We start from the raw sequence: 13,244 nt of genomic DNA on the forward strand, positions 1-13,244 counted from the left end.
TGTGCGGGTGTTCCGAGTGATGTTCCACGAACCCCGAATCCCACCCAACACCGGCAACGCCATCCGCATGGTGGCGGGCACCGGTTGCGAACTGCACCTCGTGGGACCACTCGGGTTCGACCTGTCCGAGCCGAAACTCAAACGGGCCGGGCTCGACTACCACGACCTGGCGTCGGTGACCGTGCACGAGAACCTGGAGGCGGCCTGGGCCGCGGTGGAACCGGCGCGGGTGTTCGCGTTCACCGCGCACGCCACCGTGTCGTACGCCGACATCGCCTACCGGCCAGGCGACGTCCTACTGTTCGGTCCGGAGCCCACCGGACTGTCGGCGGAGGTGCTGGCCGATCCGCATGTGACGGAGCGGCTCCGCATCCCGATGCTGCCCGGCCGTCGGTCGCTGAACCTGTCCAACGCCGCGGCCCTCGTGACGTACGAGGCGTGGCGCCAGCACGGATTCAGCGGGGCTGCGCTGTAGCTCCGGCAGCCATGGCCCCGACGCCCGCGGCGGCGCCCGCACCGAGGGCGATGTCGAGGAAGTCGCGGGCCGCACCCTGCACCCCGCGCACCGGGTCCCAGACGGCCGACAACCGCCGCGGCAGCGTCAGCCCCTCCACCTGAACGGAGGCGAGCCGGCCGTCCGTCAGGTCGGCGGCGACCGCCAGCGAGGACAGCACCGCCGGAGCGTTGCCCGCCACGACGGCCGCCTTCACCGCCGTGCACGACGTCAGCTCCAGCAGCGGCGGGACGCACTGCGGGACCGCATTCTCGAGGGTGGTGCGTGTTCCGGACCCGGATTCCCGCTGGATCATCGGCGTCGCCGCGAGTTCGGACACCGGAATCGGCGACCGGCGCACCCATTCGTGCCCCGGCGGCACCACGACCACCAGGTGGTCGCGGCCGATCTCCCGCACCTGCAGTCCCGCCGGAATGTCCGGGCCCTCGACGAACCCGAGATCGGCCTCGCCCGACAGCACCCGGGCGGTCACCTCCGACGAGTTCAGCAGCCGGACGTTCGTGACCACATTCGGGTACTTGCGCCGCATCGCGACGGTCCACCCGGGAACCAGATACTCGGCGATCGTCATGCTGGCCGCGACCGTCAGGCCGGCCTGCCGTTCCCCTCGCAGCGCCGCGACTCCCGACGCCAGCTCCTCCGCCGTGGCGAGGATGTGACTCGCCCATTCGAGGATGAGCGCACCCTCCGACGTGGGCCGCACCCCGCTGGCGCCGCGGCTGAACACCTTGATGCCGAACTGGCGCTCGGCCGACCGCACCCGGGCGCTGACGGCCTGCTGGCTGAGCCCGTGCTCGCGCCCCGCCGCACCCATGCTTCCGAGCCGCTCGACGGACAACAGGACGTCGAGGGCACTGAGTTCGGGTACTCGGGGAGACAGCGGCACAACCCAAGGCTAGTCCCACAAACGTGATTTGTGGGCATTCAACGACAAGCCTTCTACCGGCCACGACGATGCGACGGCAAGCTCTGGGTATGACCCCGAATTGGTTCGCAGCAGTGATGGGCACCGGCATCCTCGCAGTCGTCGCCGCCGCATTTCCGGCCGGCGTTCCGGTGGTCCGGACGGCCTCCGAGGTCTTCTGGCTGATCGCCGTGACGCTGCTCGTGCTGCTGACGACCGCACTGGTTCGGCACTGGATCCGCCGCCGCGACGACGCACTCGCCGACGCGCGCAGCCACACGATGTTCCCGTTCTACGGCGCCGTGTCGATGGCAGTGCTGACCGTCGGCGCCGGCACCGGATCCGCGGGTCACGCACTTCTCGGCGACGTCGCCGTCCCCGCCTCGGCCACACTCTGGGCGATCGGGACCGGCATCGGGCTCGTCACCTACGCCGTCATGGCCCGCAGGCTGACCCGGCCCCACCAGGTGACACCGGTGCCGTCCTGGCTCATGCCCGTAGTACCGCCCATGGTGTCGGCCGCCTCCGGATCCGCACTGGTCAAACACCTTCCCGAGGGCGCACCTCAGATCGCGATGCTGGTGGTCTGCTACTCGCTGTTCGCGCTGGCGCTGAGCGCCGCAGTGACCGTCGCCGTCGTCGTCGGCCGCCATCTGCTGAGCAACGGGCTCCCCGCCAACCCGCTCGTGCCGACGCTCTGGATTCCGCTCGGCGTGATCGGGCAGTCGGTGGCGGCGATCAATCTGCTCGGCGCGGCGTCCGGCCACGCCTGGCTCCACGCGGTGGGCGTCGTCTACGGGACCACCGTCGGCGCGCTCGGCGTCCTCGCCCTCGCGGCCGTGGTCACCGTGACCGCCAGGGCCTTTCGCCGCGGGTTGACGTTCACCCCCAGCTGGTGGAGTTTCACGTTCCCCGTCGGAACCTGCGCGCTGGGAGCGAACTCCCTCGGCCTGGCGACGGACTCCGTCGTGATCGTCGGCGCAGGCGTGACCCTGTGGTGCGCGCTGGTCGTCATCTGGGGCACCGTCGCGGTCCACACACTGCGGCACGCCGCCGGGCGACTGGGTGAGCGCGGCGCCCGGGACGATTCCGCAGCCCACGCCTTCAGCTCGGCGCGCTGACCACGAACCGTGACTCGGGAGTCAGGCGCCCGACTCGACGGGGCGTCCGGACTGCATCCACGCGGACGTCCCGCCCGCCACCGACACGGCGTTGATCCCCCGCGCATTCAGGTACTCCGCCGCCTGCAGGCTCCGGCCGCCGACCGCGCAGATCACGTAGACGACGTCGGCCTCCGGGATCTCGTCCACGCGCGCGACGAACTCGCTGAGCGGAATCAGTGTCACTCCCGGAACCCGGGCCTGGGCGTATTCGTCGGCCTCGCGCACGTCGATGACGGGGGCACCCGACGCCAACGCGCCGTCCAGGGCATTCAGGTCGACTTCGATCATTGCGTCTTCGCCTCTTCTCGTTCCGGCGCCGGTCCCGACGGGGGTCCGGGCGGCCTGTTGTACGTCCGGCGCAGACGGTACGCGCCGTACACGACCAGTGCGATGACGGCCACGAAACCGAACCAGGGAATCAGCGCCCCGACGACCACGGCGCCGGCCGCGATCGCCGACAGCAGGGCGTTCCAGCCCGCGACGACGCCTTCCCAGAAGTTGTCCGGACCGGGACTGGGCGGCTCGACATCGGTGGAGGTGACGTCGACCATGAGTGTGGCCAGTGCCACCTGGTCGCTCAGCGTCCGCTTCTGGGCGGTGAGGCTGTCCAGTTCGCCCTGCCGCTCCGACAACGCTTTCTCGGCCTCGATCAGATCCGCGGTGTTCGCGGCCGACGTGATGAGCCCCTGCAGACGGGTGACGGACGCCGTCAATGCGTTGATCCGGGCGTCGAGATCCTGCGACTGCATCGTCACGTCGCTCTTCGTGACGCTGACGCTGGTGACCTTGCCCAGTTCCCGCAGATCGTCCAACGTCCGGGTGAGCGAGTCGGCGGGCACCCGGATGGTCAGGGAACTGCTGGCGTCCTGGTCGTCGGAGCCCGGCTGTTCGGTGAGCTGGTCGACGCGCCCGCCCAGATCGTCGACCTTGTCCACGATCTGCCTGCCGACGGCCACCGGGTCGTCCGCGGTGAGCGCGACCTGACCGGTGATGATCTCCTGGCGGTCGGTGGGGGCCTGGTCTTTCGCGGGCGCCTGCACTGCCCCGCCGATTTCCATCTGACTCGAGTCCCCGGGCGACGGGGCGGGTGTCTGCTGGGAGGAGTCGCTGTCGGTCTCACCACACCCCGCGAGCGTCAGCGTAGCCAGGACGATCGCCGACAACACGTATCTCCTCATGACCAGATGCTAGCGGTGCGGGGCTCATCGGAAGTCCCTGGATTTGGCGGACACCCGCAAATCCATCAGCTGCAACCGATCCGCCACCACCGTCACCGCGCCTTCGGCGTTCTGCACCTTGCCGCGGACCAGCAGTGCGGGTGCCGTGTTGGCGAGTTTGCGGTACTTCGCCCACAACCCCACCGAACAGACGACATTGACCATGCCGGTCTCGTCCTCGAGGTTGATGAACGTGACCCCCGCCGCCGTCGCCGGGCGCTGCCGGTGCGTCACCGCCCCACCCACCAGAACCCGGTCGCCGTCGGGAACGTCGAGCAGGTGCGCCGCCGGGATCACCCCGAGCGCATCGAGTTGCGGGCGCAGGAACTCGGTGGGATACGTGTCCGGTGACACCCCGGTGGCCCACACGTCCGCCGCGGCCAGTTCGAGATCGCTCATCCCCGGCAGGGTCGGCGCGCGGGTGGACGCCCCGATCCCCGGCAGCCGGTCGCGACGCTCTCCCGCCGCGGCGCCCGCCGCCCACAGCGCCTCCCGCCGGGACAACCCGAAACTGTCGAGAGCACCTGCGGTGGCCAGCGATTCGGCCTGTGCCGTGCTCAGTTCCACCCGGCCGGTGAGGTCGAGGAAGGACGTGTACGGCCCGCCGTCGCCGCGGGACTCGACGATCCGCTCGGCCAGCGCGGTCCCGATGTGCCGCACCTCCCCGAGCCCGAGCCGCACCTCCGTCCCGCCCGCCTCGACGGTGGCGTGCGCGAGGCTCGCATTGACGTCCGCGCCGTGCACCCGCACCCCGTGCCTGCGGGCGTCGGCCACCAGCGACTGCGGCGAGTAGAACCCCATCGGCTGCGCCCGCAGCAGACCGGCGCAGAACGCCGCCGGGTGATGCAGCTTGAACCACGACGAATAGAACACCAGGGCCGCGAAACTCTGCGAATGACTTTCGGGGAAACCGAAATTCGCGAAAGCGTACAGCTTCTCGTAGATCCGGTCGGCGACGTCCTCGCCGATTCCGTGCAGGTCCCGCATGCCCTGGTAGAGCCGCCCCCTCAGCCGTTCCATCTTCTCGGGCGACCGCTTGGACCCCATGGCCCGGCGGAGCTGGTCGGCCTCGGCCGGGCTGAAACCCGCCACGTCGACCGCCATCTGCATCAGCTGTTCCTGGAACAGCGGCACACCCAGCGTCCGCTTCAGCGCCTTCTCCAGAGACGGGTGGTCGTAGGTCACCGGTTCGAGCTTGTTGCGGCGGCGGATGTACGGGTGCACCGATCCGCCCTGGATCGGGCCGGGGCGGATGAGCGCCACCTCCACCACCAGGTCGTAGAAGTTCCGCGGTTTCAGCCTCGGCAGGGTGGCCATCTGGGCCCGCGACTCCACCTGGAACACCCCCACCGAGTCTGCCCGCTGCAGCATCTCGTAGACGGCCTCCTCGGAGAGGTCCAGCTGCGCCAGATCGACCTCGATCCCCTTGTGCTCGGCCACGAGGTCGATCATGTAGTGCAGCGCGGAGAGCATGCCGAGGCCCAGCATGTCGAATTTCACCAGACCCACCGCAGCGCAATCGTCCTTGTCCCACTGCAGAACACTGCGGTTCGCCATGCGCGCCCACTCCACCGGGCACACGTCGGCGATCGGCCGGTCGCAGATCACCATGCCACCCGAGTGGATGCCGAGGTGCCGCGGAAACCCCTCGATCTGAGCGGCCAGTTCGAGGACGGCGGGCGGGATGTCGGTGCCGGCCTCCTTCCCGATCCCACCCCAGCGGCTGACCTGCTTGCTCCACGCGTCCTGCTGCCCCTGCGAGAAACCCAGCGCCCGGGCCATGTCCCGGACCGAGGACTTTCCGCGGTATGTGATGACGTTCGCCACCTGCGCCGCGTACTGGCGTCCGTACTTGGTGTAGACGTGCTGGATGGCCTCCTCGCGGCGGTCGGATTCGATGTCGACGTCGATGTCCGGGGGGCCGTCGCGTTCGGGTGAGAGGAAACGTTCGAACAGCAATTTGTTGCGGACGGGATCCACGTTGGTGATGCCGATGGCGTAGCAGACGGCGGAGTTGGCCGCCGAACCCCTTCCCTGGCAGAGGATGTCGTTGTTCTTGCAGAACGACACGATGTCGTGGACCACCAGGAAGTAGCCCGGGAAGTTCAGCCCGGTGATGATGTCCAGTTCGTGCTCGATCTGCCGGTAGGCCTCCGGCCGGTCCGCAGGCGCGCCGTAGCGGCGACGGGCCCCGTCCATCGTGAGCCTGCGCAGCCAGCCGGCCTCGGTGTGTCCGTCGGGAACGTCGAACGGGGGCAGTTGCGGCGCGATGAGCCGCAGGTCGAACGCGCACTCCAGGCCGAGTTCCGCGGCACCGCGGACGGCGTCCGGGTACGCGGCGAAGAGGTGCGCCATCTCCTCACCGGACCGAAGGTGCGCTCCCCCGGCGGGCGCCAGGTGCCCGGCCGCGTCGTCGAGACTCTGCCGGGCCCGGACGGCGGCCATCGCCATGGCCAGTCTCCTTCGCGGCGGTCCCGCGAAGTGTGCCGCCGTGGACGCGATCACCCGAAGTCCGTGCTGCTGTGCGAGTTCGGCGAGGCAGGCGTTGCGCTCAGCGTCCTCCGCGACGCCGTGATGGGTGAGCTCCACCGTGACCCGGTCGGCCCCGAATCGGTCGATCAGGTCCCGGAGCCGGACGGCCGCGGCGTCCGGGCCGCCACCGGCCAGCGCCTGACGCACATGCCCCTTCCGGCAGCCGGTCAGGATCTGCCAGTGCCCGCCGGCGGCATCGGCGAGGCCGTCGAGGTCGTAGCGCAGCCTGCCCTTCTCCCCTCCCGCGAGATGCGCCGCCGCGATCTCCCGGGAGAGCCGCCGGTACCCCTCCTGGCCTCGCGCCAGCACCAGCAGGTGCGCGTCGTCCAACGTCAGTTCGGACCCGAACACGGTGCGCATGTTCAGTTCCTTCGCCGCCTCGGCGAACCGGACCACACCGTAGAACCCGTCGTGGTCGGTGAGCGCGATGGCCTCGAGACCGAGCCGGACGGCCTCCTCCACCAGCTCTTCCGGCGGGGAGGCGCCGTCGAGGAAGCTGAACGCCGAGTGCGCGTGCAGTTCGGCGTACGGCACGGTGGAACCGGAACGCTCCTGACGGCCCGCCCGGTACTCCCCCCGTTTACGCGACCATGCGGGACTGTCGCCGCCGTCGCCCGGATACATCGACTCCGGGTCGACCCGCCCCGGCCTGCCCGACAGGACGCGTTCCATCTCGGACCACGTCGGCGGACCGTTTCCCCAACCCATCTGATTACACCTCTTCTACCCGCGCACGTGCGTGCCGAGATCACAGAAGATGCCGCTGGGGAAGGCGCATCATTCGAACGGGAGTTCGAACACTGTCAGTGTGCCATCACCCTCACGGGACGGTCAACGCAGGTCACGTCACGAGCGCGGCCAGACCTCTCAGACGGTCCTCGGCAGGCCTTCGCGGGCAGCTCACGCACTTGCCCGAGCCGGGGGTCTCGTAGATCAGGCAGCACGACGCCCGTTGCGTGAACCGGCGCGACAGCGTCCCGGCCCGGACGTCGACGAACCGCGGGTCCGGCAGCACGACACCGGCGCGGCGAAGTGCGTCCACCAGACCCCGGGCGAAGATGCTGCCGCGGGCGCGGTCGCCGCACGCCGTTCCCGCGTCGAGGGCCCGGTTGGCGATCGAATCCGTGGTGATCGCCCACATCGCGGCGTGCCGCACCCCGGACACCGCGGCGAGCGCATCGACGATCGGCGTCAGTGCCGCGGCCATCTCGGCCGCGAGTTCGGACAGCCCCTCGGTGACCGGCAGCCCCGACGACGCGGTGATGCCCCCGAGGTACCCGCCGTCGCGGAGGAATGCCACGGCGTCGCCGAGCCCCGGGTGGGCGGCGACACCCGTGACGAGCGCGGTCGCGATCGGGATCCCGGTCAGCGTCGAACTGGCCGAGTACCACCACAGCGTCCCGTTGACCCGGGGATCGTCGCTGCCCCACCGCCTCGCCGTGTCCGCGACCCGGTCCGCGAGCCAGCCGGGATCGGTCAGCCGCACGGCCGGGAACGAGGCTGCGCCGGGGTGTGCGATCTGGTCGGCGATCATCGGGACGCGGCGTGCGGTCAGCTCGTACGCGCGCCGCAGTTGCTCATCCATCGGCCAGCCCCAGGATCTCCATCGTCAGCCGCGGACTCGACCGCACGACGGCCCGGATGCCGAACACCCCGCCGAGCACGGTGTCGTCCAGGACGTCGGCGGGCGGACCGGTGCTGATCACCCCTCCATCGTGCAGCACGGCCAGGGTGTCGCAGTACTCCACGGCCAGCCGGAGGTCGTGCATGGTCACGACGATCGCGAGACCGTCGCGCGCGAGGTCGCGCAGCAGGTTCATCACCGTCAGCTGATGCCGCAGGTCGAGGTGGTTGGTGGGTTCGTCGAGCAGCAGGACCCGCGGCTGCTGCGCGAGAGCCCGGGCGATCGACACCCGCTGGCGTTCCCCACCGGACAGCGCCTGCACGTCGCGGCCGGCGAGTTCGGCCAGCCCCACCTGCCGTATACACGTCTCCACGATTTCGCCGTCGACCCCGTTCGCCCGTTCGAACCAGCCCCGGTGCGGGACGCGTCCGAGCGACACGGATTCGCGCACGGTCAGTCCCGCGGACACCCGCGGTTCCTGGGTGCTCGCGCCGATCGTGCGGGCGAGTTCTCGTCTGCCCAGATCGGCGCTGTCCGTTCCGTCGACGACGACGGCGCCCGCGGTCGGGGTGAGCGCGCGGTAGCAGCAGCGCAGCGCCGTGGTCTTCCCGGAACCGTTGGGCCCGACCAGCGCCAGCACCTCACCGGGACGGACGGCGAGGTCGACGCCGTGCAGCACTTCCCGCGATCCGAGTTCGGCGCGGACCCGGTGCAGGCTCAGCGCGGTCACTCGGCCCTCCCGTACTGCCGGTACAGCATCCACACGAAGATCGGTGCTCCCACCAGGGAGGTGACGACGCCCGCCGGGACCTCGATGCTCCGCGCGACCGACCGCGCGGCCGTGTCCGCCGCGACCATCGCGATCGCGCCGAGGAACGCGGCGACGGGCAGCAGCCTGACCGCGCGGGCACCCACGACGTACCCGGCCAGGTGCGGCACGAGCAGGCCGATGAAGCCGATGCCGCCGGCGACGGACACGGCCGCCCCTGCCAGCATCGACACCCCGAGCAACTGCACGACGCGGAAGCGCCGCACGTTCATCCCCAGGGCGGCGGCGCCGTCGTCTCCCGCCTGCAGCAGGTCGACACGGCTCGCGCTCAGCATCATCGCCGCCCCCACCGTCGCGAGTGCGAGAGCCGGGAAAATCACCGTCGACCAGCGTGAGTCGCCGAAACCGCCCGCCAGCCAGTGCATCACCGAACTCAGTTGGTGCTCGTCGGCGACGACCAGGATCGAGAAGGTGATGAGGGCGGAGAACACCTGCGCCGACGCGACACCGACGAGGATGACCGCGGTCGGCTGCGGATACCGGCCGCCGATCGCCAGTGACAGGAACAGCGGCACCATGGCGCCCAGGAACGCCGCGGCGGGAATCGTGAACACGCCGAGCGCTCCCACTCCGAGCCCGAGCACCGTCACCACCACCACGCCGAAACCCGCACCCGAGGACACGCCGAGCAGATACGGATCGGCCAGCGGATTACGTGTCACCGCCTGCGCCACGGCTCCTGCCAGGGCGAGCGCCGCCCCGACGACCGCGGCGGTCAGCGCCCGCGGCAACCGGGAGTCCAGCACGATCGATTCCCGGGCCTGCGACCACCAGGGCTCGAACGCACCCGGGGCCACCCGGTGCGCGACGATCGCCCAGACGTCGCCGACGGGGATGCGCACCGAACCGAACGACACCGCGAGGCCGAGGACGAACAGGGTCGTCAGGGCGAGCAGCATCATCAGGCCCCCGAACCCGACGCGCGTCCGGGCCGGGTGCGTGGGCGACGCGGGGGGCGCCGCACGTTCGGCGGTGACCGTCATCGCGCGCCGACGGCGTCCGGATGCAGCGCCCGCGCGATCGTCTCCACCGACCGCACCAGGCGCGGGCTCTCGAAGAAGTCGTCGAGCGGCACCACCACGAAACGGCCGGCTTTCACGGCGGGCGTCGTCGACATGATCGGGTGCGACTTCAGGAAGTCGATCTTCGCCTGCGCGCTCGTCGTGCCGTAGTCGAGGACGACGATCGCCTCCGGGGCGCGTTCACCGATGATCTCCCACGTGGACTTCGAATACGGCTTCTCCCCCTCCGCGAAGAGGTTGGCCGCACCCGCGTGGTCCGCGATGAGCTGGCCGACACCCACACCGCCGATCGTCAGCGGAACGTCCTCGCCGGAATCGTAGAAGAACGTCGGAACCGGGGCGGTGCCTGCGATCTCGTCCCGCACGGCCTGCAACCCGGACGTCACCCGGTCGCTGACGGCGACTGCCTCGTCCGGGACGCCGAGGATCTCACCGAGCTGCGTGTAATCGCTGCGCAGCAGTCCGATGTCGGGGAAACCCTGCCCGCAGTACTCGGAGAACAGGAAGGTGGGGATGCCCTGTTCACCGAGGGATTCGCGCGATCGTCCCTCCTTCTCGTCGAACGCGCTGCGCATGCCGCCGACCACCAGGTCGGGGTCGAGGTCGAGGATCTGTTCCCGGGTCGGGTATTCCTTCGCGAGTTTCGGGATCTTCGCGAAGGCATCCGCGAACTCCGGCAGCGGGGTCGCGTCGCCGTACCCCGTGCCGACGATGCGATCACCGGCCCCCATCTCGATCAGCACCTCGGTGACGTGATCGTTCATGCTGACGATGCGCTGCGGCGGCGCGTCGAACGTCTCCGTTCGCGCGCAGTTGGTGACGGACACCGGCTCGGCGAAGGATTCGGCGGAAGCGGTCTGCCCCACGGACTCCCCGCGCGAACATCCGGCGACCCCCAGCGCGGCCACGGCGAGCGTGACCAGAGCGGAACTTCGGAACAACTGACAGTGCATGTAAACCTCATTGCGGCTCAGAGCCACGAATGAGAAGCCGGCAGACGCCCACGTGCAGGCGCGCCTGCGGGACTCCGCTTCGTAGACCACGACGAAAAGGATGTCGCACACCACACGCCGGGTAATCGGGCTCGCCACCGAAATGCTCTGGTGGCCTACCGTTGCGGGTCAGCGCCGGATTCGGACCGGCTTCCCCCGTGCGTGTGACTGCAAGTGCACTGCCGAGTATGCACGATTTGCCGGGACCAGCGTCACACCCCCACCGGCAATCCCTCGATCCGCACTACAGTCGGCAGTCGCAGCCGACCGCCCCCGATCACCCGGAGTTGACGCATGACACGTTGGGCCTCGACCGTTGTTTCACGCAAATGGTGGGTCCTGACCCTCGCCGTGTTCGCCGTTGTGGTGAGCGGCGTGTGGGGCACCGGTGTGTTCGCGAAGCTCAGCTCCGGCGGATTCATCGACCCCGGTAGCGAATCCGCCGAGGTGGCGCGAATCGTCGAGGACAATCTGGGTCCGCAAACGCCGGACATCATCGCCATCTACACCGCACCCGACGGGAAGACCCTCGACGACATCGGCCCCCAGGTCACCGCGAGTCTCGACCGGTTCGCCGCCGAGGTGCCGACGTATTCGGTGACGTCGTACTGGACGGCGGACGCGACGAGGAAGCACCTGATGGTGTCGGAGGACGGCACCAAGGCGTCGGCCGCGATCACCGTCGACCCGGATGCCGGGATCACCGCCGCCACGTTCAACGATCTGCTGCCGAAGCTCGAGGTGGAGGGCGTCGACACCGAGTTCGCGGGCAACTCGGTGGTGGGTGTGGCGTTCAACAACCGGCTGCAGCAGGACCTGGTGCTGGCCGAGGCGATCGCGCTGCCGATCACTCTCGTGTTGCTGGTCTTCATCTTCGGCGGACTGGTCGCCGCCGCCGTTCCGGTGTTCGTCGGGCTGCTCTCGATCTTCAGCGCCCTCGCGACGCTGCGCTTGCTGACCCTGTTCACCGACGTCAGTTCGTTCGCGATCAATGTGGCGTCCCTGCTCGGCCTGGGGCTCGCGATCGACTACGGCCTGTTCATCGTCGGCCGTTTCCGCGAGGAACTGGAGTCCGGCGCCGACGTGGCCGAGGCGACCCGGCGCACCGTCCTGACCGCGGGTCGCACCGTGTTGTTCTCCGGTCTGCTTCTGGTGTGCGCGTTCTCGGGGATGCTGGTGTTTCCGCAGGACGTGATCAAGTCGCTCGGGTTCGGTGCGATGGCCGCGGTCGCGAGTGCGGCGCTGCTGTCCCTCACCGCGGTGCCCGCGCTGCTCGCGATCCTCGGTCACCGCATCAACGCGCTGAGCTGGCGCAAGGACGCGGCGCAGCGCGGTGAGGTGCGCGCCCGCAAGTTCTGGGGCTCCGTCGTCACCTGGGTGATGCGTCGGCCGGTCGCCATCGCGGTCGGAATCGTCGCGGGTCTGATGGTCCTGGCCGCGCCGCTGCTCAGCGCGTCACTCGGCGAGGTCACGTACACGGCGCTGCCCGAGAACGATCCCGCCCGTATCGCCACCGACACCCTCACCACCGAATTTCCCACCACCGGGAACGGCGCCACCCTGATCCTCCGCGGCACCGACGGCACCGCGCCGACCGCCGCCGACGGAGCCGCGGTGGCACAGGCCGCCGGCCAGGTGCCGGGCATCGGCGCCGCCACCGTCGTCGCGTCCAACGGCGAACTGGTGGCGGTGCAGGCCGTCTACTCCGAGGGAGTGACCACCGACGACCAGAGCGCGGCGGTGGACGGTCTCCGCGCCATCTCCGTCCCCGAGGGAACCGAACTGCTCGTCGGCGGCGGCCAGGCGACCGTCGACGACGGCAACGCGGCGATCGTGCACTGGATGCCGGTCATGATCGCGATCATGGTGGGTTCGACGCTGGTCCTGCTGTTCCTGGCGTTCGGCTCGGTGGTGCTGCCGATCAAAGCGGTCGCGATGGCGGGGCTGAGTCTCGCCGCCACGTTCGGGGTGCTCACCTGGATCTTCGAGCTGGGACACGGCGCGGGCCTGCTCGGGGTCAGTCCGGCACCGCTCGAGGCGACGTTCGTGGTCCTCATTCTCGCCGTCGTCTTCGGCCTGTCCACCGACTACGAGGTGTTCCTGATGTCGCGCATGGTCGAGGCGCACGAGGCGGGCGCGACGACGGAGGAAGCGGTGCGTTTCGGCACCGAGCGCACCGGCCGGATCGTGACGGCCGCCGCGCTGCTGCTCGTGGTGGTGACCGGGGCGTTCACGATCTCCGGTCTGTCGATCATGCGGTTCCTCGGCGTGGGCATGATCGTCGCGCTGCTCGTCGACGCGACGGTGGTCCGGATGCTCCTCGTTCCGTCCCTGGTGAAGCTGATGGGCGAGGCCAACTGGTGGGCTCCGGCCTGGATGAAGAAGGTGCACGCCAAGGTGGGTCTCGGCCACTAGTACATCATCTTACTTTGGAGTAAGTTCGGGGC

11 protein-coding genes and 1 riboswitch are annotated in these 13,244 nt (G+C 69.8%); of the genes, 3 read left to right on the forward strand and 8 right to left on the reverse strand.

Annotation, left to right across the window (positions count from 1 at the left end; all coding sequences use genetic code 11):
* Positions 1 to 7: 7 nt before the first annotated feature.
* On the forward strand, positions 8 to 475 hold the full coding sequence (locus CJ179_RS05945) for a tRNA (cytidine(34)-2'-O)-methyltransferase (RefSeq protein ID WP_095861070.1): 468 nt from the start codon (positions 8 to 10) through the stop codon (positions 473 to 475).
* On the opposite strand, the gene CJ179_RS05950 is transcribed toward CJ179_RS05945, so the two are convergent.
* Positions 456 to 1,400 (reverse strand): LysR family transcriptional regulator, encoded by a 945-nt coding sequence (locus CJ179_RS05950; protein WP_072948974.1) that lies wholly within the window; start codon positions 1,398 to 1,400, stop codon positions 456 to 458. The genes CJ179_RS05945 and CJ179_RS05950 overlap by 20 nt on opposite strands.
* 89 nt (positions 1,401 to 1,489) lie before the next feature.
* Between CJ179_RS05950 and CJ179_RS05955 the strand changes: the two genes are divergently transcribed.
* A complete protein-coding gene (locus tag CJ179_RS05955; RefSeq protein ID WP_095860884.1) occupies positions 1,490 to 2,539 on the forward strand; it encodes a TDT family transporter in 1,050 nt (349 codons plus the stop codon).
* Positions 2,540 to 2,560: 21 nt separating this feature from the next.
* Here CJ179_RS05955 and CJ179_RS05960 read toward each other — a convergent pair whose 3' ends face one another.
* The 7 genes from CJ179_RS05960 to CJ179_RS05990 form a co-directional block, all read right to left on the reverse strand.
* Complete coding sequence (locus CJ179_RS05960) at positions 2,561 to 2,869, reverse strand: rhodanese-like domain-containing protein (protein WP_072948971.1); 309 nt, start codon at positions 2,867 to 2,869, stop codon at positions 2,561 to 2,563.
* Positions 2,866 to 3,759 (reverse strand): DUF4349 domain-containing protein, encoded by an 894-nt coding sequence (locus tag CJ179_RS05965; protein ID WP_095860885.1) that lies wholly within the window; start codon positions 3,757 to 3,759, stop codon positions 2,866 to 2,868. Before CJ179_RS05965 ends, CJ179_RS05960 begins: the two co-directional genes overlap by 4 nt.
* A 24-nt stretch (positions 3,760 to 3,783) precedes the next feature.
* On the reverse strand, positions 3,784 to 7,038 hold the full coding sequence (locus tag CJ179_RS05970; RefSeq protein WP_095860886.1) for an error-prone DNA polymerase: 3,255 nt from the start codon (positions 7,036 to 7,038) through the stop codon (positions 3,784 to 3,786).
* Between the two features lie 133 nt (positions 7,039 to 7,171).
* Positions 7,172 to 7,915, reverse strand: a complete 744-nt coding sequence (locus CJ179_RS05975; protein WP_095860887.1) for a (2Fe-2S)-binding protein — start codon at positions 7,913 to 7,915, stop codon at positions 7,172 to 7,174.
* On the reverse strand, positions 7,908 to 8,684 hold the full coding sequence (locus CJ179_RS05980) for an ABC transporter ATP-binding protein (protein WP_095860888.1): 777 nt from the start codon (positions 8,682 to 8,684) through the stop codon (positions 7,908 to 7,910). Before CJ179_RS05980 ends, CJ179_RS05975 begins: the two co-directional genes overlap by 8 nt.
* The gene (locus CJ179_RS05985; protein WP_095860889.1) at positions 8,681 to 9,766 is read right to left on the reverse strand and encodes an iron ABC transporter permease; all 1,086 of its coding nucleotides are present in this window, start codon (positions 9,764 to 9,766) and stop codon (positions 8,681 to 8,683) included. The genes CJ179_RS05980 and CJ179_RS05985 overlap by 4 nt, the downstream gene beginning before the upstream one ends.
* Positions 9,763 to 10,758, reverse strand: a complete 996-nt coding sequence (locus CJ179_RS05990; protein ID WP_095861071.1) for an ABC transporter substrate-binding protein — start codon at positions 10,756 to 10,758, stop codon at positions 9,763 to 9,765. Before CJ179_RS05990 ends, CJ179_RS05985 begins: the two co-directional genes overlap by 4 nt.
* Positions 10,759 to 10,856: 98 nt before the next feature.
* A riboswitch (cobalamin riboswitch) is annotated at positions 10,857 to 10,999 on the reverse strand.
* 92 nt (positions 11,000 to 11,091) lie between these two features.
* Between CJ179_RS05990 and CJ179_RS05995 the strand changes: the two genes are divergently transcribed.
* Positions 11,092 to 13,212 (forward strand): MMPL family transporter, encoded by a 2,121-nt coding sequence (locus tag CJ179_RS05995; protein ID WP_095860890.1) that lies wholly within the window; start codon positions 11,092 to 11,094, stop codon positions 13,210 to 13,212.
* The last annotated feature ends 32 nt before the right edge of the window (positions 13,213 to 13,244 follow it).

This window comes from Rhodococcus sp. ACS1 (assembly GCF_002300155.1).
Lineage (GTDB): Bacteria > Actinomycetota > Actinomycetes > Mycobacteriales > Mycobacteriaceae > Rhodococcus_F > Rhodococcus_F koreensis.

Coding starts and splice junctions, on each gene's coding strand:
- CJ179_RS05955 (WP_095860884.1), top strand. CDS start 1,490: ATGACCCCGAATTGGTTCGCAGCAGTGATGGGCACCGGCATCCTCGCA.
- CJ179_RS05960 (WP_072948971.1), bottom strand. CDS start 2,869: ATGATCGAAGTCGACCTGAATGCCCTGGACGGCGCGTTGGCGTCGGGT.
- CJ179_RS05965 (WP_095860885.1), bottom strand. CDS start 3,759: ATGAGGAGATACGTGTTGTCGGCGATCGTCCTGGCTACGCTGACGCTC.
- CJ179_RS05970 (WP_095860886.1), bottom strand. CDS start 7,038: ATGGGTTGGGGAAACGGTCCGCCGACGTGGTCCGAGATGGAACGCGTC.
- CJ179_RS05975 (WP_095860887.1), bottom strand. CDS start 7,915: ATGGATGAGCAACTGCGGCGCGCGTACGAGCTGACCGCACGCCGCGTC.
- CJ179_RS05985 (WP_095860889.1), bottom strand. CDS start 9,766: ATGACGGTCACCGCCGAACGTGCGGCGCCCCCCGCGTCGCCCACGCAC.
- CJ179_RS05990 (WP_095861071.1), bottom strand. CDS start 10,758: ATGCACTGTCAGTTGTTCCGAAGTTCCGCTCTGGTCACGCTCGCCGTG.
- CJ179_RS05995 (WP_095860890.1), top strand. CDS start 11,092: ATGACACGTTGGGCCTCGACCGTTGTTTCACGCAAATGGTGGGTCCTG.